Genomic DNA, 20,656 nt, shown 5'->3' with positions numbered 1-20,656 from the left:
GAGGCTGCGCCGGCGGGATTACAGCGAACTGTCGAGGCTGATTTCGTCCAATGACAGGCTGAAGCTGGGAATGAACACGTCCATGAAGTAGTCCATTTCCGGGCTGCGGCGCTGTTCCAGAGTTTTATCCAGCCGCGCCTTGGCCAGGGTGAATTCGTTGTTGCCGGCAGAGAGTTCCTCCAGGCATTTCAGGTAGGCGCACAGTGCGTCTGCCTGCTTCACTACCTGCTTTTCATCTTCGCTGTAGTAGTGCTCATCGAGAATGGTGCGGAAGTCGTTGCGCAGCTCCGCGGGGATCATGTCCAGCAGCTTTTGCTGGGCGATCTTTTCGATCTTCTTGTATTCATGGGCGATCTGCGGATTGTAGTACTTGATCGGCGTCGGCATGTCGCCGGTGATCACTTCGCTGGCGTCATGGTACATCGCCAGCAGCGCAACGCGGTCGGCGTTGAGGTTGCCGTTGAATTTGCGGTTCTTGATCACCGCCAATGCGTGGGCGACGAAAGCTACCTGCAGACTGTGTTCGGAGACGTTCTCGGTACGCACGTTGCGCATCAGCGGCCAGCGGTTGATCAGTTTCAGGCGGGATAGATGGGCGAAGAAATGGCTCTGGCTCATGGTGCTCTCTTTAACGGCAAGTGAGGGCCCCATTGTGAAGCAGTGACGGCGAATTTTGCAACCGGGCAATGAGAGAAGGGCGCAGCAAGGCGCTGCGCCCCAGGCGATTACTGGTGGTAACCTTCCAGGAAGCGGCCCAGCTTGCCGACCGCCATTTCCAGTTCGTCTACGCGCGGCAGGGTGACGATTCGCACGTGATCCGGGTAAGGCCAGTTGAACGCGGTGCCCTGCACCAGCAGCACTTTTTCCTGCAGCAGCAGGTCCAGCACCAGTTTCTGGTCGTCGTGGATGTTGAAGCGCTTGGCGTCGATGCGCGGGAACATGTACAGCGCGCCCTGAGGTTTTACGCAAGAGACGCCCGGAATGTCGTTGAGCAGTTCCCAGGTGCGGTTGCGCTGTTCGTACAGGCGGCCGCCGGGCTGAATGAATTCGCTGATGCTCTGATAACCGCCCAGCGCGGTTTGAATGGCGTGTTGCATCGGCACGTTGGCGCACAGGCGCATCGAAGCCAGCATCTCCAGCCCTTCGATATAGCCTTTGGCGTGCTTCTTCGGCCCGTTCAGCACCATCCAGCCCTGGCGGAAGCCCGCCACTCGGTAGGTTTTCGACAGGCCGTTGAAGGTCACGGTCAGCAGATCCGGCGCCAGCGCGGCGATCGAATGGTGCTCGGCTTCGTCATACAGGATCTTGTCGTAGATCTCGTCGGCGAAGATGATCAGGTTGTGTTGACGGGCGATCTCGACGATCTGTTCCAGCAGCGCTTTGCTGTAAACCGCGCCGGTCGGGTTGTTCGGGTTGATGATCACGATGCCGCGGGTGCGCGGGGTGATCTTGCTGATGATGTCGTCCAGATCCGGGAACCAGCCGGCCTGCTCATCGCACAGGTAGTGCACGGCCTTGCCGCCGGACAGCGATACCGCGGCGGTCCACAGCGGGTAGTCCGGCGCCGGCACCAGCATTTCGTCGCCGCTGTTGAGCAGCGCCTGCATGGATTGGACGATCAGCTCCGAGACGCCGTTGCCAATGTAGATATCCTCAACGGTCACGTCACGCATGTTGCGCGCCTGATAGTGCTGCATGATCGCTTTACGCGCCGAGAAGAGGCCTTTGGAATCGGAGTAGCCTTGCGCCGTGGGCAGATTGCGGATCACGTCGACCAGGATTTCGTCCGGGGCGTCGAAACCGAACGGGGCAGGGTTGCCGATGTTCAGTTTCAGGACTTTGTTGCCTTCTTCTTCAAGACGTTTAGCTTCTTTAAGCACCGGGCCGCGAATGTCATAGCAGACGTTGTCCAGTTTGCTGGATTTCTCAATGGGGGACATAAAAAGTTGAGCCTTTTGCTGGGATAGGGGCGCTCCTACCGTGGGACGCCGCAACCCGCCCAATGTACTCCTGGCGTAGTTGCTTTTGAAGGGTTTTGCACGCCTTTGGTGCAAATGCATGTCGTAACGGGGGATTTTAGTTATGATAAGCAAAGGTAAAGTTATTTTGTGGTTCATAATTTCATGAACTATAATTTTACTAGGGTTTTGTTCTGTAAAATCCCGCCTCGATAAACGCGACGTGCCGGCGATCGCGGCCGGCAGCAGTGAACTGATAAGCCGAAAGGGAGAATAGGCTTCAATAAACTGTAAAGGAACGATAATACCGGAGTTGTCTGATAGCGGGGAGTCAGTTAGCGCACCACACTAAGAAAAATGACATATTTACATTAGCTTTACTTTATATTTTATCTTAAGCATTGTTTATGTGGTTATAGGATTATTATTTAAAGCAAAAATCTTACTGATTGAATTTATTAAATTCATTGAGTGGTAACACGAAGTCGGTATCGTTAATTATTTATCTTTTTTGCTCTGTAATGCAGTCTGAACGCCGGTTGATAAGGGTTCTCAGTAGCACGAATGGAGTGGAAATTAGGCAGTATGAATGAGTAAAATCTCAGGTTCGGTGGGGGGGTTCCCTTTTCACCGGTATTCAGCTCCCCGCGTTCTATAAGCACCATCGATAGATCGCATTTTAAAAAGCGATAGAGGTAACGAATCATAAGTAATTTTTTTGCCCTCCACTTATGAGTGGGGTACTGTCATAACAGGCTCCGTCCTTTTCAACGGCGTCTGAGAAACACACCAGGGTAGTAGTTCGTAAATTAGAATTTAAAAAAGTGAAGAATACACTATGACAACTGCAAATCGTCCGATACTTAATCTCGACCTCGATCTGCTAAGAACCTTTGTTGCGGTTGCTGATTTGAATACCTTTGCGGCGGCGGCGGTTGCCGTATGCCGTACTCAATCAGCCGTCAGTCAACAAATGCAGCGATTAGAGCAACTGGTCGGCAAAGAACTGTTTGCCCGCCATGGGCGTAACAAACTCCTGACTGAGCATGGTATTCAGCTTCTCGGTTATGCCAGGAAGATCCTGCGCTTTAACGACGAAGCCTGTACCTCGCTGATGTACAACAATATTAAAGGTGTTCTGACCATCGGCGCTTCCGACGACACCGCCGATACCATTCTGCCTTTCCTGTTGAACCGCGTGACCGCCATCTATCCGAAGCTGGCCATTGACGTGCGCGTAAAGCGCAGCACGACGATGGTCGATCTGCTGGAAGAGGGCGAGATCGAGCTGGCGGTGACCACGGCCGATCCGGCCGGACATCCGCATATCGTGCTGCGCACATCGCCGACGCTGTGGTACTGCGCCGCCGATTACCACTATCAGGCGGGCGAACCGATCCCGTTGGTGGTGATGGATGAGCCAAGCCCGTTCCGTGCGCTGGCGATCAAGCAGCTGGACGAAGCCGGTATCCCGTGGCGTATCGCCTACGTCGCCTCCACGCTGTCCGCGGTGCGGGCGGCCTGTAAGGCCGGCTTGGGCGTGACCGCGCGGCCGATCGAGATGATGAGCCCCGATCTGCGGGTGCTGGGGGCGGTGGAAGGTTTGCCGCCGCTGCCGGATACCCAGTATGCGCTGTGCAAAAACGCGCAGTGCAGCAATGAGCTGGCGATGGCCATCTTCAGCGCAATGCAGGGCGGCAATGACGGTTATGGCTTCAACGGCGCGGAAGCTGGTCTCCAGGGCGATCAGGATGACGCCAGCCTGGTGGACGAAGAAGAATAACGCCGCGGCGTTAGCTCTGATGAAAACCTCTGCTTCGGCGGAGGTTTTTTTTGCCCTTTTTTTGGCTATTTTTACTGTTATAGGGATTTAATGAAGATTTTGTTATGAGTTGGCTGTTTTATTAACTTTTAAGCGTCACTGAAAAGAGAGTTTGGCCGGGTTTAAGACGCTGAGTTTGTTTTTTGAGCAATAAGATTGAATGGGTTAAAGGCATGGTAATAGCAGGGTTATTTTGTTAGCTTATAGCGGCCGTTTTTGCGGCTTAATTTGAGGAAAATTGTTAAAGGGCCACACTTTTTTTGAGGATTTATGCTGAAAACGTGTCCTGGATCAAAAAAATACCCCTAGGTAGTGAGTGGAAGAACAGGGAATTCCTGAGACAATGGTATAGTAAAACTGAAATGTGCACGTTGGTTTATATCTATCTGTTTCTACACAAAAATTAACTGACACGATTTAGCCAGCCCCTGGCGCATCAAATGTTAATCAAATGATACGTATGTAAACTAGTGTGTAGATACTTTTGTCAAAGTTGACAAAAGGTTATAGAAAGGAGTAAAAAGCCCACAGAAAAACGCTGCCTAACTCGCTGTAAAAGCAGTTTGTTTGTGTGGTTATTTATCCTTCCCTTAAATCGATGTGGCGCACTAACTGCCGGTGACAAGAGCAGCGCGATCGACGCCACTTTTGATGAGTAAGCATAGAGTATGTCAACAACCACTGAAGTTATCGCTCATCACTGGGCGCTCGCCGTATTTCTCGTCGTGGCTATCGGGCTTTGCGGCTTAATGCTGCTGGGTGCGTTCTTCTTGGGTGGGAGAGCCCGGGCGCGCGCCAAACACACCCCGTTTGAATCAGGCATCGACTCGGTCGGTACGGCGCGCATGCGCTTGTCCGCCAAGTTCTACCTGGTGGCCATGTTCTTCGTTATTTTCGACGTTGAAGCCTTATACCTGTATGCCTGGTCGGTCTCGGTTCGCGAGAGCGGTTGGGTAGGCTTTATCGAAGCCGCCATTTTCATTTTGGTGCTATTGGCCGGTCTGGTTTATCTGGTGCGCATCGGCGCGTTGGATTGGACTCCGGCGCGTTCCCAACGCCGCAGCAAACCGAGCACGATCACTAACACCAACAGTCATCCGCAGTAACAGCGAGGCATTAAGATGGACTATACGCTCACCCGCATAGACCCGAACGGTGAGAACGACCGTTATCCCCTGCAAAAACAGGAGATCGTCGCCGATCCCCTGGAACAACAGGTCCACCGCACGGTTTACATGGGTAAACTCGAACATGCGCTGCATGACATGGTGAACTGGGGGCGTAAAAACTCTATTTGGCCGTATAACTTCGGCCTTTCGTGCTGTTACGTGGAGATGGTGACGTCGTTTACCGCCGTTCACGACGTGGCGCGTTTCGGTGCGGAAGTACTGCGCGCCTCCCCGCGTCAGGCTGACCTGATGGTGGTGGCCGGTACCTGTTTCACCAAGATGGCCCCGGTCATCCAACGCCTGTACGAGCAGATGCTGGAGCCTAAGTGGGTGATCTCGATGGGCGCCTGCGCCAACTCCGGCGGCATGTACGACATCTATTCCGTGGTGCAGGGCGTGGACAAGTTCCTGCCGGTCGACGTGTACATTCCCGGCTGCCCGCCGCGTCCGGAAGCCTACATGCAAGCGCTGATGCTGCTGCAGGAATCCATCGGCAAAGAACGTCGCCCGCTGTCGTGGGTTGTCGGCGATCAGGGCGTTTACCGCGCCAATATGCAGTCTGAAAGAGAGCGTAAACACGGCGAGCGTATCGCGGTGACCAACCTCCGGACGCCTGACGAGATTTAAGACGTTCATTTAACGTCCATCTTAGTGCGCTATTGGTTAACACAGCGAAAAGTGAAACTTGCGGCGAATAACCCTTTAGTGTGGTGAAAAAAAATTATGACAGATTTGACGACGCACGACGCCTTGCCTGCCTGGCAGACCCGAGATCACCTTGACGACCCGGTGATCGGCGAACTGCGCAACCGTTTTGGGCCGGAAGCCTTTACTGTTCAGGCCACCCGTACCGGCATGCCCGTGGTATGGGTTAAACCTGACCAGTTGCTGGAAGTAATGACGTTCCTGAGAAAACAGCCGAAGCCGTATGTCATGCTGTTCGATCTGCATGGCGTGGACGAACGTCTTCGCACCCACCGCGACGGCCTGCCCGCTGCGGATTTCTCCGTTTTCTACCATCTGATTTCCATCGAACGCAACCGCGACATCATGCTGAAGGTGGCGCTGTCTGAAAAAGACCTGCACGTGCCGACGGCGACCAAGGTGTTCCCGAACGCCAACTGGTACGAGCGCGAAACCTGGGAAATGTTCGGCATCACCTTCGACGGCCACCCGCACCTGTCGCGCATCATGATGCCGCAGACTTGGGAAGGGCACCCGCTGCGCAAGGACTACCCGGCGCGCGCCACCGAATTCGATCCTTTCGTGCTGACCAAGCAGAAAGAAGATCTGGAGATGGAAGCGCTGACCTTCAAGCCGGAAGACTGGGGCATGAAGCGCGGTACCGAGAACGAAGACTTCATGTTCCTCAACCTCGGCCCGAACCACCCGTCCGCGCACGGTGCGTTCCGCATCATTCTGCAGCTGGACGGCGAAGAGATCGTCGACTGCGTGCCGGATATCGGCTATCACCACCGCGGCGCCGAGAAGATGGGCGAGCGTCAATCCTGGCACAGCTACATTCCGTACACCGACCGTATCGAGTACCTCGGCGGCTGCGTGAACGAAATGCCTTATGTGCTGGCGGTCGAGAAGCTGGCCGGCATCAAGGTGCCTGAGCGCGTCGACACCATCCGCGTGATGCTGTCCGAGCTGTTCCGCATCAACAGCCACCTGCTGTACATCTCCACCTTCATTCAGGACGTCGGCGCGATGACCCCGGTGTTCTTCGCCTTTACCGACCGTCAGAAAATCTACGATCTGGTGGAAGCAATCACCGGTTTCCGTATGCACCCGGCCTGGTTCCGCATCGGCGGCGTCGCGCACGATCTGCCGCGCGGCTGGGATCGCCTGCTGCGTGAATTCCTCGACTGGATGCCGAAGCGTCTGGACTCCTACGTGAAAGCGGCGCTGAAGAACAGCATCCTGAAAGGCCGTTCCATCGGCGTAGCGTCTTACAACGCCAAAGAAGCGCTGGAGTGGGGCGTAACCGGCGCCGGCCTGCGTGCCACTGGCGTCGAGTTCGACGTGCGTAAATGGCGTCCGTACTCCGGCTACGAGAACTTCGACTTCGAAGTGCCGGTCGGCGACGGCACCAGCGACTGCTACACCCGCGTGATGCTGAAGGTGGAAGAGCTGCGCCAGAGCCTGCGCATCCTCGAGCAGTGCCTGAACAACATGCCGGAAGGCCCGTTCAAGGCCGATCACCCGCTGACCACGCCGCCGCCGAAAGAGCGCACGCTGCAGCATATTGAAACGCTGATCACCCACTTCCTGCAGGTTTCCTGGGGCCCGGTGATGCCAGCCAACGAATCATTCCAGATGATTGAAGCCACCAAAGGGATCAACAGCTACTACCTGACCAGCGACGGCAGCACCATGAGCTACCGCACCCGGGTACGTACGCCGAGCTTTGCGCACCTGCAGCAGATCCCATCGGTCATCCGTGGCAGCCTGGTTTCCGACCTGATCGTCTATCTGGGTAGTATCGATTTTGTAATGTCAGATGTGGACCGCTAACTATGCATGATCAAAAAGACAATCACGCAGTCAATGATGCGCTCGAGCCCATCAACGCAGCCGCTCCTCAGAGCGGCGTTGATGCATTTGTACTGAGCGCGGAAGAACGTGATGCGATCGAGCACGAAAAGCACCATTACGAGGATCCGCGCGCCGCTTCCATCGAAGCACTGAAAATTGTGCAGAAGCAGCGCGGCTGGGTTCCGGACGGTGCGATTTACGCCATCGCGGAAGTGCTGGGCATCCCCGCCAGCGACGTAGAAGGCGTGGCCACGTTCTACAGCCAGATTTTCCGTCAGCCAGTAGGACGTCACGTAATCCGTTATTGTGACAGCGTTGTCTGTCACATCACCGGTTACCAGGGCATTCAGGCCGCTATCGAGAAGAAGCTGAACATCAAGCCGGGTCAAACCACCTTTGATGGCCGCTTCACGCTGTTGCCGACCTGCTGTCTGGGCAACTGCGATAAAGGGCCGACCATGATGATTGATGAGGACACTCACAGTCAGCTGAAGCCTGAAGATATCGAGACGCTACTGGAGCAGTATCAATGACCAAGCACATTGTACGCACTCCCGAAACGCATCCGCTGACCTGGCGTCTGCGCGATGATAAGCAGCCGCTGTGGCTGGACGAGTACCGCAGCAAAAACGGCTATGCCGGCGCAGAAAAGGCCCTCAAAGGCCTGGCACCGGACGAGATCGTCAGCCTGGTGAAAGACTCCGGGCTGAAGGGACGCGGCGGCGCGGGCTTCTCCACCGGTTTGAAGTGGAGCCTGATGCCGAAGGACGAATCCATGAACATCCGTTACCTGCTGTGTAACGCCGATGAAATGGAGCCGGGCACTTATAAAGACCGCCTGCTGATGGAGCAGCTGCCGCACCTATTGGTGGAAGGCATGCTGATCTCCGCGTTCGCGCTGAAAGCCTACCGTGGGTACATCTTCCTTCGCGGTGAGTACATCGAAGCGGCGGCGCACCTGCGTCGCGCCATCGCGGAAGCCACCGAAGCCGGCTATCTGGGCAAGAACATTCTCGGCACCGGGTTCGATTTCGAGCTGATCGTGCACACCGGCGCCGGCCGTTACATCTGCGGCGAAGAAACCGCGCTGATCAACTCGCTGGAAGGCCGCCGCGCCAACCCGCGTTCCAAGCCGCCATTCCCGGCCAGCGCCGGCGTGTGGGGCAAGCCGACCTGCGTCAACAACGTCGAAACGCTGTGCAACGTGCCGGCCATTTTGGCGAACGGCGTGGAGTGGTACACCGGCATCTCCGGCAGTGAAGACAAAGGCACTAAGCTGATGGGCTTCTCCGGCCGGGTGAAAAATCCGGGCGTCTGGGAGCTGCCGTTCGGCACCACCGCGCGCGAGATCCTGGAAGACTACGCCGGCGGCATGCGCGACGGTCTGCGCTTCAAAGCCTGGCAGCCGGGCGGCGCGGGGACCGACTTCCTGACCGCCGATCACCTCGATCTGCCAATGGAATACGGCGCGATCGGCAAAGCCGGCAGCCGTCTCGGCACCGCGCTGGCGATGGCGGTAGACCACGAGATCGGCATGGTGCCGCTGGTGCGTAACCTGGAAGAGTTCTTCGCCCGCGAGTCCTGCGGCTGGTGTACGCCATGCCGAGACGGCCTGCCGTGGAGCGTGAAGATCCTGCGTGCGTTGGAAAACGGCGAAGGGCAGCCGGGGGATATCGAAACCCTCGAACAGCTGTGCCGTTCCCTCGGCCCGGGCAAAACCTTCTGCGCCCACGCGCCAGGTGCCGTAGAGCCACTGCAAAGCGCGATTAAATATTTCCGTGAAGAGTTCGAGGCGGGCATCGCCGTGCAGCACTTCGGCAATGCCCATGCGATTGGCGGCATTCAGCCGAACAATCTGCTGAAGCAGCGCTGGTAAGCCGACTCGCCCGAACACGGCCAGAATTTTTGATTAACGCCTGCCGCAAGGCAGGCCACTTGGAAGCATGCTGACTATGGCTACGATTCATGTAGACGGCAAAGAGTATGAGGTAGACGGAGCGGACAACCTGCTGCAGGCTTGTCTTTCCCTCGGCCTTGATATTCCTTACTTTTGCTGGCATCCGGCGCTGGGAAGCGTCGGCGCTTGCCGCCAATGTGCGGTAAAGCAATACCAAAACGCGGAAGATACGCGCGGCCGTTTGGTGATGTCCTGTATGACCCCGGCATCCGACGGCACCTTCATCTCCATCGATGACGGTGAAGCGAAGCAGTTCCGTGAAAGCGTGGTCGAGTGGTTGATGACCAACCACCCGCACGATTGCCCGGTCTGTGAAGAAGGCGGTAACTGTCACCTGCAGGATATGACGGTAATGACCGGCCACAGCTTCCGCCGCTACCGCTTCACCAAGCGCACCCACAATAATCAGGAGCTGGGGCCGTTTATCTCGCACGAGATGAACCGCTGCATCGCCTGCTACCGGTGCGTGCGTTACTACAAAGACTATGCGGACGGCACCGACTTCGGCGTGTACGGCGCGCACGACAACGTCTACTTCGGTCGCCCGGAAAGCGGCACGCTGGAAAGCGAGTTCTCCGGCAACCTGGTGGAAGTGTGCCCGACCGGCGTATTCACCGACAAAACGCACTCCGAACGCTACAACCGTAAATGGGACATGCAGTTCGCGCCGAGCATTTGCCAGCAGTGCAGCATCGGCTGTAACACCAGCCCGGGCGAACGCTATGGCGAGCTGCGCCGTATCGAAAACCGTTACAACGGCAGCGTGAACCACTACTTCCTGTGCGACCGCGGCCGTTTCGGTTACGGCTACGTCAACCAGAAAGATCGTCCGCGTCAACCGCAGCAGCTGCGCGGCGATGACTGGATCACCCTGAACGCCGAGCAGGCGATGCAGGGCGCGGCGGACATCCTGCGTCAGGCGAAGAAAACCATCGGCATCGGCTCCCCGCGCGCCAGCCTGGAAAGCAACTTCGCACTGCGCGAGCTGGTCGGCGCCGAGAACTACTACACCGGTATCGCTCAGGCGGAGCAATCACGCCTGGCGCTGATGCTGAACGTGCTGAAAAACGGCGGCGTCCATACGCCGGCGCTGCGTGAGATCGAAGATTACGACGCGGTGCTGGTGCTGGGCGAAGACCTGACGCAAACCGGTGCGCGTATCGCGCTGTCCGTGCGCCAGGCCGTCAAGGGGAAAGCCCGCGCGATGGCGGCGGCGCAACGCGTGGCCGACTGGCAGATCGCGGCGGTGCAGAACATCGGTCAGCACGCCAAGTACCCGCTGTTCACCACCAACGTCGACAACACCCGTCTGGACGACATCGCCGCCTGGAACTACCGCGCGCCGGTGGACGAGCAGGCGCGCTTCGGCTTCGCCATCGCTCACGCGCTGGACAGCGCGGCGCCGGCGGTCAACGATCTGGCTGAAGGCCTGAACAAGAAAGTCGATATCATCGTGCAGGCGCTGACCGGCGCACGCAAACCGCTGATCGTGACCGGCAGCAACGCCGGCAGCGAAGCCATCATCGAAGCGGCGGCCAACATCGCTAAAGCGTTGAAGGGCCGCGGTTCCGATGTCGGCATCACCTTCGTGGCGGGCGCAGCCAACAGCATGGGCCTGGCGATGATCGGCGGCGGTTCGCTCGATCAGGCGCTGGAACAGCTGGCGAGCGGCGCAGCCGACACCGCCATCGTGATGGAAAACGATCTCTATCGTCATGCGCCGGCGGCGCAGGTGGATGCAGCGTTGGCCAAGGTCAACAACCTGATCGTCGCCGACCACCAGCGCACCGCGATCATGGACAAAGCCAACCTGATCCTCTCCTCGGCCAGCTTCGCCGAGAGCGACGGTACGCTGATCAACCAGGAAGGCCGCGCGCAGCGCTTCTTCCAGGTATACGATCCGGCTTACTACGACGACGCCAAGAAGAATCAGTTCACCGTGATGCTGGAAAGCTGGCGCTGGATGCACTCGCTGCACTCCACCTACACCAGCCGCCACGTGGACTGGACCCAGCTCGATGACGTGATTGCCGCTTGCGTCGCCGCGTTGCCGCAGCTGCAGGGCATCGTCGATGCCGCGCCGGACGCGACTTTCCGCATTCGCGGTCAGAAGCTGGCGCGTTCGCCGCACCGTTCCAGCGGCCGTACCGCCATGCGCGCCAACATCAGCGTGCACGAGCCGCGTCAGCCGCAGGATAAAGACACCATGTTCGCCTTCTCGATGGAAGGGAACAACAGCCCGCTGGCCGATCGTCAGCAGATCCCGTTCGCCTGGGCGCCAGGCTGGAACTCACCGCAGGCATGGAACAAGTTCCAGGCCGAAGTGGGCGGCAAACTGCGCCACGGCGATCCGGGCGTGCGCCTGATCGAAGCGGGGGAGGGCAGCCTCGGTTACTTCGACCGCGTACCAGCCGCCTTCAATCCGAACGACGGCTGGCGTGTCGCGCCTTACTACCACCTGTTCGGCAGCGATGAAATGTCGCAGCGCTCTCACGTGATCCAGCAGCGCATGCCGGAAGCCTACGTGATGGTCAACCCGGCCGACGCGGCGACGCTTGGCGTCAACGCAGGCAGCCTGGTGGAGTTCAGCTGTGCGGGCCAGACCCTGCGTCTGCCGGTGCGTCTGAGTGAAACCCTGACCCAGGGCCAGGTTGGTTTGCCGCTCGGCTTGCCAGGGATCCCGCCGATCTTGGTGGGTGCTAAGGTAGACAATCTGCGGGAGGCGGCACGATGAGCTGGTTTACCCCTGAGGTGATCGACATTCTGATCGCCGTACTTAAAGCGGTCGTGATCCTGTTGGTGGTCGTGGCGTGCGGGGCGTTAATGAGCTTCGGCGAACGCCGCCTGCTCGGCCTGTTCCAGAACCGTTACGGACCGAACCGCGTAGGCTGGGGCGGCTCGCTGCAGCTGGTCGCCGACATGATCAAAATGTTCTTCAAGGAAGACTGGGTGCCGAGATTCTCCGACCGGGTGATCTTCACCCTGGCGCCGATGATCGCCTTTACTTCCCTGTTGCTGGCATTTGCCATCGTTCCGGTCAGCCCGACCTGGGCGGTGTCCGATCTCAACATCGGTATTCTGTTCTTCCTGATGATGGCCGGCCTGGCGGTGTACGCCGTGCTGTTCGCCGGCTGGTCGAGCAACAACAAATACTCGCTGTTGGGCGCGATGCGTGCCTCCGCGCAAACCCTGAGCTACGAAGTGTTCATCGGCCTGTCGCTGATGGGCGTGGTGATGCAGGCGGGTTCGTTCAACATGCAGGCCATCGTTGAATCCCAGGCGCACGTCTGGAACGTCATTCCGCAGTTCTTCGGCTTCGTGACCTTCGCGATCGCCGGCGTGGCGGTGTGCCACCGTCACCCGTTTGACCAGCCGGAAGCCGAGCAGGAACTGGCTGACGGTTACCACATCGAATACTCCGGCATGAAGTTCGGTCTGTTCTTCGTGGGGGAATACATCGGTATCGTCACCGTGTCCGCCCTGATTGTGACGTTGTTCTTCGGCGGCTGGCAGGGTCCGTTCCTGCCGCCATTCATCTGGTTCGCGTTGAAAACGGCCTTCTTCATGATGATGTTCATCCTGATCCGCGCCTCGCTGCCGCGTCCGCGTTATGACCAGGTGATGTCTTTCGGCTGGAAAGTGTGCCTGCCGCTGACGCTGCTGAACCTGCTGGCAACCGCCGCGGTCATTTTGTACAACGCTCAATAAGGGGTGAATAAACCATGACATTGAAAGAGTTAGTGGTTGGTTTCGGCACCCAGGTGCGCAGCATTTGGATGATTGGCATGCATGCCTTCGCCAAGCGCGAAACCCAGATGTATCCGGAAGAACCGGTTTACCTACCGCCGCGCTACCGTGGCCGCATCGTGCTGACGCGCGATCCGGACGGCGAAGAGCGCTGCGTCGCCTGTAACCTGTGTGCGGTGGCCTGCCCGGTCGGCTGTATCTCGCTGCAAAAAGCGGAGCAGAAAGACGGCCGTTGGTATCCGGAGTTCTTCCGCATCAACTTCTCGCGCTGCATTTTCTGTGGCCTGTGCGAAGAGGCTTGCCCGACTACCGCTATCCAGCTGACGCCGGATTTCGAACTGGGTGAGTACAAGCGTCAGGATCTGGTGTACGAAAAAGAAGATCTGTTGATCTCGGGGCCGGGTAAATATCCGGAATATAACTTCTACCGGATGGCCGGTATGGCGATTGACGGCAAAGCCAAAGGCGAAGCCGAAAACGAAGCCAAACCGATCGACGTCAAAGGTCTGTTGCCCTAAGGAGCCAGCAAGCATGGAAATTGCATTTTACCTGGCAGGTTTGATTGCGGTGGCCGCGACGATTCGCGTGATCACCCATACCAACCCTGTGCATGCGCTGCTGTATCTGATCGTCTCGTTATTGGCGATCTCGGCAGTCTTCTTCTCGCTCGGCGCCTACTTTGCCGCCGCGTTGGAAATCATCGTCTATGCGGGCGCCATCATGGTGCTGTTCGTGTTCGTGGTGATGATGCTGAACCTCGGCAACGTGCAGCAGCAAGAGCGCGACTGGATGAAGCCGACGGTGTGGATCGGGCCTGGCCTGTTGTCGCTGGCGCTGCTGGTGGTATTGATCGTCGCGATCCGCAGCGTATCCGACCAGGGTGTCAGCGGCGAGATGGTCGACGCGAAGGCGGTGGGCATCAGCCTGTTCGGGCCTTACGTACTGGCGGTTGAGCTGGCTTCAATGCTGCTGTTGGCGGGTCTGGTTGTCGCCTTCCATATCGGCCGCGAGCACAAGCCTGGCGAGGTGCTGAGCAACGCGCCGGCGAGTAGCGAAATGGCGAGAAGAAAATCGGAGGAGCAAGCATGATCCCTCTTCAACGCGGCCTGATCCTGGCGGCTATCCTGTTTGTGCTCGGGCTGACCGGGCTGCTGGTGCGCCGCAACCTGCTGTTTATGCTGATCAGCCTGGAAGTGATGATCAACGCTGCGGCGTTGGTGTTTATCGTGGCGGGAAGCTACTGGGGCCAGGCGGACGGTCAGGTGATGTACATCCTGGCGATCAGCCTGGCGGCAGCCGAGGCCAGTATCGGCCTGGCGCTGCTGCTGCAGCTCTACCGTCGTCGTCATACCCTGAATATTGATACTGTCAGTGAGATGCGCGGATGAACCTATTATATTTAACAATTCTGCTACCGCTGATCGGGTTCCTGCTGTTGGCATTTTCCCGCGGCCGTTGGTCTGAGAACACGGCGGCTACCGTCGGCGTGGGCTCTATCGGCCTGGCTGCGCTGGTCACGGTGTATGTGGCGATGGATTTCTTCGCCCAGAAAGCCGCCGGCGTGCAGCTGTTCGAGCAAAGCCTGTGGACCTGGATGGCCGTCGGCAACTTCAATATCGGCGTGACCCTGGTGCTGGACGGCCTGTCGCTGACCATGCTGTCGGTGGTCACCGGCGTCGGCTTCTTCATCCACATGTTCGCTTCCTGGTACATGCGCGGTGAAGAGGGCTATTCGCGCTTCTTCGCTTACACCAACCTGTTTATCGCCAGCATGGTGGTCTTGGTGCTGGCGGACAACCTGCTGCTGATGTATCTGGGTTGGGAAGGCGTGGGCCTGTGCAGCTACCTGTTGATCGGCTTCTACTACAAAGATCCGGCCAACGGCGCGGCGGCGATGAAAGCCTTCATCGTGACCCGCGTGGGCGACGTGTTCCTGGCGTTCGCACTGTTCATCCTCTACAACGAGCTGGGCACGCTGAATATCCGCGAGCTGATGATCCTGGCACCGCAGAAACTGGCGGTGGGCGATACGGCCATCACCTGGGCGACCCTGATGCTGCTGGGCGGCGCGGTCGGTAAATCGGCGCAGCTGCCGTTGCAAACCTGGTTGGCGGACGCGATGGCGGGCCCAACCCCGGTTTCCGCACTGATCCACGCGGCGACCATGGTGACCGCGGGCGTCTATCTGATCGCCCGTACGCATGGCCTGTTCCTGATGGCGCCGGAAGTGCTGCACCTGGTGGGCATCGTCGGTGCGGTCACTCTGCTGCTGGCCGGCTTCGCCGCGCTGGTGCAGACCGACATCAAGCGCGTGCTCGCTTACTCCACCATGAGCCAGATCGGTTACATGTTCCTGGCGCTGGGCGTGCAGGCATGGGACGCGGCGATCTTCCACCTGATGACCCACGCGTTCTTCAAGGCGCTGCTGTTCCTGTCGTCCGGTTCGGTGATCCTGGCTTGCCACCACGAGCAAAACATCTTCAAGATGGGCGGCCTGCGCAAGAGCATCCCGCTGGTGTACGTCTGCTTCCTGGTGGGTGGCGCGGCGCTGTCTGCGTTGCCGCTGGTCACGGCCGGCTTCTTCAGTAAGGATGAGATCCTGGCGGGCGCGATGGCCAACGGCCACATCAACCTGATGGTGGCCGGCCTGGTCGGTGCGTTCATGACCTCGCTGTACACCTTCCGTATGATTTTCATCGTGTTCCATGGCGAAGAGAAAATCAAAGCGCATGCCGGTAAAGGCATCACTCACCACCTGCCGCTGCTGGTTCTGCTGGTGCTGTCCACCTTCGTCGGCGCGATGATCGTGCCGCCGTTGCAGGGCGTGCTGCCGGATACGACCGAGCTGGCGCACGGCAGCGTGCTGACGCTTGAAATCACCTCCGGCGTGGTAGCTATCGTCGGCATTCTGCTGGCGGCCGCGCTGTGGCTGGGCAAACGCAGCCTGGTCAACAGCATCGCCAACAGCGCGCCGGGACGTTTCTTCTCGACCTGGTGGTTCCATGCCTGGGGCTTCGACTGGCTGTATGACAAAGTGTTCGTCAAGCCGTACCTGGGCATTGCGAAGCTGCTGCAGCGCGATCCGCTGAACTCGCTGATGAACCTGCCGGCCGTCTTCTCCCGCTGGGGGAACCGCGGTCTGACGGTGAGCGAGAACGGCCAGGTGCGTTGGTATATAGCGTCTATGGGTGTGGGTGCAGTGGTCGTATTGGCTCTGTTGATTTTGGTTTAATTGAATAATTTAAACAGACGCATTTTTCGGGCGTAGCGCCGGGCAGGCGCTACGTACAAAGTTTGAAATTATTCGTATAAGGGACACAAAACGCCATGCTATTACCTTGGCTAATTCTTATCCCCTTTATCGGCGGTCTGCTGTGCTGGCAGCTTGAGCGCTTCGGTACTAAGGTGCCGCGCTGGATAGCGCTGATCGCAATGGGGCTGACGTTGGCGCTCTCTCTGCAGCTGTGGATGCAGGGCGGCTATACCTTGACCACGCCGAAAGGCATTCCGCAGTGGCAGAGCGAATTCCTGCTGCCGTGGATCCCGCGCTTCGGCATCTCCATCCACCTTGCGCTGGACGGTCTGTCGCTGCTGATGGTGGTGTTGACCGGTCTGCTGGGCGTGCTGGCGATCCTCTGTTCCTGGCGTGAAATCCAGAAGTATCAGGGCTTCTTCCACCTCAACCTGCTGTGGATCCTGGGCGGCGTTATCGGCGTGTTCCTCGCCATCGACATGTTCCTGTTCTTCTTCTTCTGGGAAATGATGTTGGTGCCGATGTACTTCCTGATCGCGCTGTGGGGCCACAAGGCGTCGGACGGTAAAACCCGTATCACCGCGGCGACCAAGTTCTTCATCTACACCCAGGCCAGCGGTCTGGTGATGCTGATTGCGATCCTGGGCCTGGTGTTTGTGCACTACAACGCGACCGGCGTGTGGACATTCGATTACGAAGACCTGCTGCAAACGCCGATGTCCCACAACGTGCAATATCTGTTGATGCTGGGCTTCTTCATCGCCTTCGCGGTGAAAATGCCGGTGGTGCCGCTGCACGGCTGGTTGCCGGACGCGCACAGCCAGGCACCGACCGCAGGTTCCGTCGACCTGGCGGGCATCTTGCTGAAAACGGCGGCCTACGGCCTGCTGCGTTTCAGCCTGCCGCTGTTCCCTGAGGCTTCGCACGAGTTTGCGCCAATCGCTATGTGGCTGGGCGTGATCGGCATCTTCTACGGTGCCTGGATGGCATTCGCGCAGACCGACATCAAGCGTCTTATCGCCTATACCTCGGTCTCGCACATGGGCTTCGTGCTTATCGCCATCTACACCGGCAGCCAACTGGCTTACCAGGGCGCGGTGATCCAGATGATCGCGCACGGTCTGTCCGCCGCCGGTATGTTTATCATCTGCGGCCAGCTGTATGAGCGTCTGCATACCCGCGACATGCGTCAGATGGGCGGCCTGTGGGGGCGTATCAAGTTCATCCCTGCGCTGTCGCTGTTCTTCGCCGTGGCCACGCTGGGGATGCCGGGTACCGGTAACTTCGTCGGCGAATTCATGATTCTGTTCGGCAGCTACCAGGTGGTGCCGGTGATCACCGTGATTTCTACCTTCGGTCTGGTGTTCGCTTCGGTTTACTCGCTGATCATGATGCAGCGCGCTTACTACGGTGCGCCTAAATCCGACCAGCCGCTGCAGGGCATGACCGCGCGCGAACTGTTCATCATTCTACTGCTGGTGGTGTTGCTGGTTCTGCTGGGGGTTTACCCGCAGCCGATTCTGGATACTTCCAACGCGGCGATGAGCAACGTGCAACACTGGTTTGGTTCGTCAGTTTCAGCAATTTCAACAACAAGGCCGTAATTCGCCATGACAATAACTCCTCAACAACTGATCGCACTGCTGCCGCTGTTGATCGTCGGATTGACGGTGGTGGTTGTGATGCTAGGCATTGCGTGGCGACGCGACCACTTTATCAACGCCACCCTGACCGTGATCGGTCTCAACCTGGCGCTGCTTTCGCTGTACTTTGTCGGCCAGGCAGGCCCAATGGACGTCACCCCGCTGCTGCGGGTTGACGGTTACTCGATGTTCTACACCGGGCTGGTGCTGCTGGCGAGTCTGGCGACCTGCACCTTCGCGTATCCGTGGCTGGTCGGCTATCCGGATAACCGCGAAGAGTTCTACCTGCTGGTGCTGATCGCCGCCATGGGCGGCATCCTGCTGGCGAGCGCCAACCATCTGGCTTCGCTGTTCATCGGTATCGAGTTGATCTCGCTGCCGCTGTTCGGCCTGGTGGGCTATGCCTACCGCCAGAAGCGCCCGCTGGAAGCCGCCATCAAGTACATGCTGCTGTCCGCCGCCGCGTCGTCGTTCCTGCTGTTCGGCATGGCGCTGCTGTATGCCGAATCCGGCGATCTGTCGCTGGCCGGCCTCGGCAAGAGCCTGCAGGAAAACATGATGCACCAGCCGCTGATCCTGGCCGGCATGGGCATGATGATCGTCGGTCTGGGCTTCAAACTGTCGCTGGTGCCGTTCCAACTGTGGACGCCGGACGTGTATCAGGGCGCGCCTGCGCCGGTCTCGACCTTCCTGGCGACCGCCAGCAAGATCGCGATCTTCGCGGTCGTGATGCGTCTGTTCCTGTATGCCCCGGCCGCCGACAACGAAGCGCTGCGCATGGTGCTGTCGATCATCGCGTTCTGCTCTATCTTGTTCGGTAACCTGATGGCCATCAGCCAGACCAACATCAAGCGTCTGCTGGGTTACTCGTCGATCGCTCACCTGGGCTACCTGCTGGTGGCGCTGATTGCGGTGCAAACCCACCAGCTGTCGCTGGAAACCGCCGGCGTTTACCTGGCCGGTTACCTGTTCAGCAGCCTGGGCGCCTTCGGCGTGGTCAGCCTGATGTCCAGCCCGTACCGCGGCCCGGATGCGGATTCGCTGTTCTCTTACCGTGGTCTGTTCTGGCATAAGCCAATTTTGTCCGCGGTGATGACGGTGATGATGCTGTCGCTGGCCGGTATCCCGATGACGCTGGGCTTTATCGGTAAGTTCTTCGTGATCGCGATGGGCGTCAGCGCACACCTGTGGTGGCTGACCGGCGCAGTCGTGGTAGGCAGCGCCATCGGCCTGTACTACTACCTGCGCGTGACCGTCAGCCTGTTCCTCAGCGCGCCGGAATCGCTGCAGCGCGATACCCCGAACAACTGGGCGTTGACCGCCGGTGGCGTCGTGGTGCTGATTTCAGCCGCGCTGGTGCTGCTGTTGGGCGTCTATCCGCAGCCGCTGATTTCGCTGGTGCAGATGGCTCAGCCGACGTTCTGATAACGCTTCAGACGGTAAAAAGGTCGCTTCGGCGACCTTTTTTTATGGGGAAACGGCACTCAGCCGTAATGGGCGCTAAACGACGTTTCCAGCGCCTGCACCACCGCGCGCACGCGGGCGGCACGTTGCAAATCGGGATGCAGCACCAGCCAGATATCCACCCAGTCTTTGTTCTCGGGGAACAGGCGCACCAGCTCAGGGTCTTTGTCCGCCAAAAACGCGGAGAGCAGACCGATGCCCAGTCCGCTGCGGGTGGCGGAGCGCAGCAGCAGCTGCGAATTGCATTGCAGCACGACGTTGGGCTCGTGCAGGGCCTCGCCGCAGAAATTGTTCCAGTGTCGCGGCACCAGCTCGCGCGGGAACATCAGCAGATCGTGGCCGCGCAGCTGCTCGCCCCTGACCGGCATGCCGCGCCGCGCCAAATAGTGCTGGGTGGCATACAGGCCCATTTCGATGGTGGCTAACCGTTTGATGATCAGCTCATCGTCATCGGGACGGGCACCGCGGATCGCCAGATCTGCGCCGTGGTAAGAAATATCGGCGATGTTGACCGCCGTCAGCAGCGTGACGGTGATGGCCGGATAGCGTTCCCGCAGATCTTGCAGTGCCGGCATCACGAAGGCTTCGGCCAGGGTGTCGGTGGTGGCGATGCGCACGTTGCCACACAGGCTTTCGTCACCGCTGGCGGCTTTACGGTTGATCGCCTGCACCGCATTTTCCATCTTCATCACGTCCGCCAGCATTTCCTCCCCCAGCGGGCTGAGGGCGAAGGATTTCGGCGTGCGGATAAACAGCTTGGAGCCGAGTGCGTCTTCGAAAGCGGACAGCCGTCGACCGACGGTCGCCTGATCGACATGCAGCTGGCTGGCGGCTTTGCGTAGCGTGCCGCAGCGCGCAACGGCCAAAAAGAAGCGCGCGTCGTCCCAATTCATCATGCCATTTCCTCTCTGCAGATTTGTCGGCGCCGTGGGGCTCGGGCCGGTGCGGGCGAACGACAACGGTTTCTATCATAAAGTGTTGTTCCGCCCGTGGGGAGAGAAAGACGGTTAACGGCCTGCTCATCGGCGGTTATTTCTCCGGTGATGCAAGAATGCATCAGGGTGATTCATTCTTGACGATACTTCGCCCTTTGCCGCAACGC

General features: G+C 58.7%; 17 protein-coding genes. 14 read left to right on the top strand and 3 right to left on the bottom strand.

The genetic code is table 11. The annotated features are described in order from the left end of the window. Nucleotides 1–18: 18 nt before the first annotated feature. Entirely contained in the window at nucleotides 19–618 is a 600-nt protein-coding gene (gene yfbR, locus C3F38_RS19950; RefSeq protein ID WP_025303666.1) for a 5'-deoxynucleotidase, read from the bottom strand. A gap of 107 nt (nucleotides 619–725) precedes the next feature. Next, nucleotides 726–1,940, bottom strand: coding sequence for a pyridoxal phosphate-dependent aminotransferase (locus tag C3F38_RS19945; protein ID WP_004936047.1), 1,215 nt, complete (start codon nucleotides 1,938–1,940; stop codon nucleotides 726–728). Nucleotides 1,941–2,796: 856 nt separating this feature from the next. Here C3F38_RS19945 and lrhA point away from each other — a divergent pair. From lrhA to nuoN, 14 genes are all read left to right on the top strand, one after another. After that, on the top strand, nucleotides 2,797–3,741 hold the full coding sequence (gene lrhA / locus C3F38_RS19940; protein ID WP_038876408.1) for a transcriptional regulator LrhA: 945 nt from the start codon (nucleotides 2,797–2,799) through the stop codon (nucleotides 3,739–3,741). Nucleotides 3,742–4,448: 707 nt separating this feature from the next. After that, on the top strand, nucleotides 4,449–4,886 hold the full coding sequence (gene nuoA / locus C3F38_RS19935) for an NADH-quinone oxidoreductase subunit NuoA (RefSeq protein WP_025303663.1): 438 nt from the start codon (nucleotides 4,449–4,451) through the stop codon (nucleotides 4,884–4,886). A 15-nt stretch (nucleotides 4,887–4,901) separates the two neighbouring features. Further along, nucleotides 4,902–5,576, top strand: a complete 675-nt coding sequence (locus tag C3F38_RS19930; RefSeq protein WP_004936039.1) for an NADH-quinone oxidoreductase subunit B family protein — start codon at nucleotides 4,902–4,904, stop codon at nucleotides 5,574–5,576. A gap of 96 nt (nucleotides 5,577–5,672) precedes the next feature. Next, nucleotides 5,673–7,469: an NADH-quinone oxidoreductase subunit C/D gene (nuoC, locus tag C3F38_RS19925; protein WP_004936036.1), complete on the top strand. Its 1,797-nt coding sequence runs from the start codon at nucleotides 5,673–5,675 to the stop codon at nucleotides 7,467–7,469. Between the two features lie 2 nt (nucleotides 7,470–7,471). Then, the gene (gene nuoE / locus C3F38_RS19920) at nucleotides 7,472–8,023 is read left to right on the top strand and encodes an NADH-quinone oxidoreductase subunit NuoE (protein ID WP_004936034.1); all 552 of its coding nucleotides are present in this window, start codon (nucleotides 7,472–7,474) and stop codon (nucleotides 8,021–8,023) included. Next, nucleotides 8,020–9,366 (top strand): NADH-quinone oxidoreductase subunit NuoF, encoded by a 1,347-nt coding sequence (gene nuoF / locus C3F38_RS19915; RefSeq protein WP_004936030.1) that lies wholly within the window; start codon nucleotides 8,020–8,022, stop codon nucleotides 9,364–9,366. Before nuoE ends, nuoF begins: the two co-directional genes overlap by 4 nt. A gap of 76 nt (nucleotides 9,367–9,442) precedes the next feature. Continuing rightward, nucleotides 9,443–12,181, top strand: coding sequence for an NADH-quinone oxidoreductase subunit NuoG (gene nuoG, locus C3F38_RS19910; RefSeq protein ID WP_048234759.1), 2,739 nt, complete (start codon nucleotides 9,443–9,445; stop codon nucleotides 12,179–12,181). Next, entirely contained in the window at nucleotides 12,178–13,155 is a 978-nt protein-coding gene (gene nuoH / locus C3F38_RS19905) for an NADH-quinone oxidoreductase subunit NuoH (RefSeq protein ID WP_038876403.1), read from the top strand. The genes nuoG and nuoH overlap by 4 nt, the downstream gene beginning before the upstream one ends. A 14-nt stretch (nucleotides 13,156–13,169) precedes the next feature. Further along, nucleotides 13,170–13,712, top strand: a complete 543-nt coding sequence (nuoI, locus tag C3F38_RS19900) for an NADH-quinone oxidoreductase subunit NuoI (RefSeq protein WP_025160170.1) — start codon at nucleotides 13,170–13,172, stop codon at nucleotides 13,710–13,712. A gap of 13 nt (nucleotides 13,713–13,725) precedes the next feature. After that, nucleotides 13,726–14,283: an NADH-quinone oxidoreductase subunit J gene (nuoJ, locus tag C3F38_RS19895; RefSeq protein WP_055317182.1), complete on the top strand. Its 558-nt coding sequence runs from the start codon at nucleotides 13,726–13,728 to the stop codon at nucleotides 14,281–14,283. Next, nucleotides 14,280–14,582, top strand: coding sequence for an NADH-quinone oxidoreductase subunit NuoK (gene nuoK / locus C3F38_RS19890; RefSeq protein WP_103767479.1), 303 nt, complete (start codon nucleotides 14,280–14,282; stop codon nucleotides 14,580–14,582). The genes nuoJ and nuoK overlap by 4 nt, the downstream gene beginning before the upstream one ends. Then, nucleotides 14,579–16,426, top strand: a complete 1,848-nt coding sequence (gene nuoL / locus C3F38_RS19885) for an NADH-quinone oxidoreductase subunit L (RefSeq protein ID WP_019453716.1) — start codon at nucleotides 14,579–14,581, stop codon at nucleotides 16,424–16,426. The genes nuoK and nuoL overlap by 4 nt, the downstream gene beginning before the upstream one ends. A 95-nt stretch (nucleotides 16,427–16,521) precedes the next feature. Next, nucleotides 16,522–18,051 (top strand): NADH-quinone oxidoreductase subunit M, encoded by a 1,530-nt coding sequence (nuoM, locus tag C3F38_RS19880; protein WP_025303660.1) that lies wholly within the window; start codon nucleotides 16,522–16,524, stop codon nucleotides 18,049–18,051. Between the two features lie 6 nt (nucleotides 18,052–18,057). Further along, entirely contained in the window at nucleotides 18,058–19,515 is a 1,458-nt protein-coding gene (gene nuoN / locus C3F38_RS19875) for an NADH-quinone oxidoreductase subunit NuoN (protein WP_033635324.1), read from the top strand. Nucleotides 19,516–19,574: 59 nt separating this feature from the next. Here nuoN and C3F38_RS19870 read toward each other — a convergent pair whose 3' ends face one another. Beyond that, nucleotides 19,575–20,450, bottom strand: a complete 876-nt coding sequence (locus C3F38_RS19870) for a LysR family transcriptional regulator (RefSeq protein WP_038876397.1) — start codon at nucleotides 20,448–20,450, stop codon at nucleotides 19,575–19,577. Nucleotides 20,451–20,656: the final 206 nt, after the last annotated feature.

Source organism: Serratia sp. SSNIH1, assembly GCF_002935055.1.
GTDB lineage: Bacteria > Pseudomonadota > Gammaproteobacteria > Enterobacterales > Enterobacteriaceae > Serratia > Serratia nevei.
This window is presented reverse-complemented; position numbering and strand designations above follow the sequence as displayed.

Coding starts and splice junctions, on each gene's coding strand:
- yfbR (WP_025303666.1), bottom strand. CDS start 618: ATGAGCCAGAGCCATTTCTTCGCCCATCTATCCCGCCTGAAACTGATC.
- C3F38_RS19945 (WP_004936047.1), bottom strand. CDS start 1,940: ATGTCCCCCATTGAGAAATCCAGCAAACTGGACAACGTCTGCTATGAC.
- lrhA (WP_038876408.1), top strand. CDS start 2,797: ATGACAACTGCAAATCGTCCGATACTTAATCTCGACCTCGATCTGCTA.
- nuoA (WP_025303663.1), top strand. CDS start 4,449: ATGTCAACAACCACTGAAGTTATCGCTCATCACTGGGCGCTCGCCGTA.
- C3F38_RS19930 (WP_004936039.1), top strand. CDS start 4,902: ATGGACTATACGCTCACCCGCATAGACCCGAACGGTGAGAACGACCGT.
- nuoC (WP_004936036.1), top strand. CDS start 5,673: ATGACAGATTTGACGACGCACGACGCCTTGCCTGCCTGGCAGACCCGA.
- nuoE (WP_004936034.1), top strand. CDS start 7,472: ATGCATGATCAAAAAGACAATCACGCAGTCAATGATGCGCTCGAGCCC.
- nuoF (WP_004936030.1), top strand. CDS start 8,020: ATGACCAAGCACATTGTACGCACTCCCGAAACGCATCCGCTGACCTGG.
- nuoG (WP_048234759.1), top strand. CDS start 9,443: ATGGCTACGATTCATGTAGACGGCAAAGAGTATGAGGTAGACGGAGCG.
- nuoH (WP_038876403.1), top strand. CDS start 12,178: ATGAGCTGGTTTACCCCTGAGGTGATCGACATTCTGATCGCCGTACTT.
- nuoI (WP_025160170.1), top strand. CDS start 13,170: ATGACATTGAAAGAGTTAGTGGTTGGTTTCGGCACCCAGGTGCGCAGC.
- nuoJ (WP_055317182.1), top strand. CDS start 13,726: ATGGAAATTGCATTTTACCTGGCAGGTTTGATTGCGGTGGCCGCGACG.
- nuoK (WP_103767479.1), top strand. CDS start 14,280: ATGATCCCTCTTCAACGCGGCCTGATCCTGGCGGCTATCCTGTTTGTG.
- nuoL (WP_019453716.1), top strand. CDS start 14,579: ATGAACCTATTATATTTAACAATTCTGCTACCGCTGATCGGGTTCCTG.
- nuoM (WP_025303660.1), top strand. CDS start 16,522: ATGCTATTACCTTGGCTAATTCTTATCCCCTTTATCGGCGGTCTGCTG.
- nuoN (WP_033635324.1), top strand. CDS start 18,058: ATGACAATAACTCCTCAACAACTGATCGCACTGCTGCCGCTGTTGATC.
- C3F38_RS19870 (WP_038876397.1), bottom strand. CDS start 20,450: ATGATGAATTGGGACGACGCGCGCTTCTTTTTGGCCGTTGCGCGCTGC.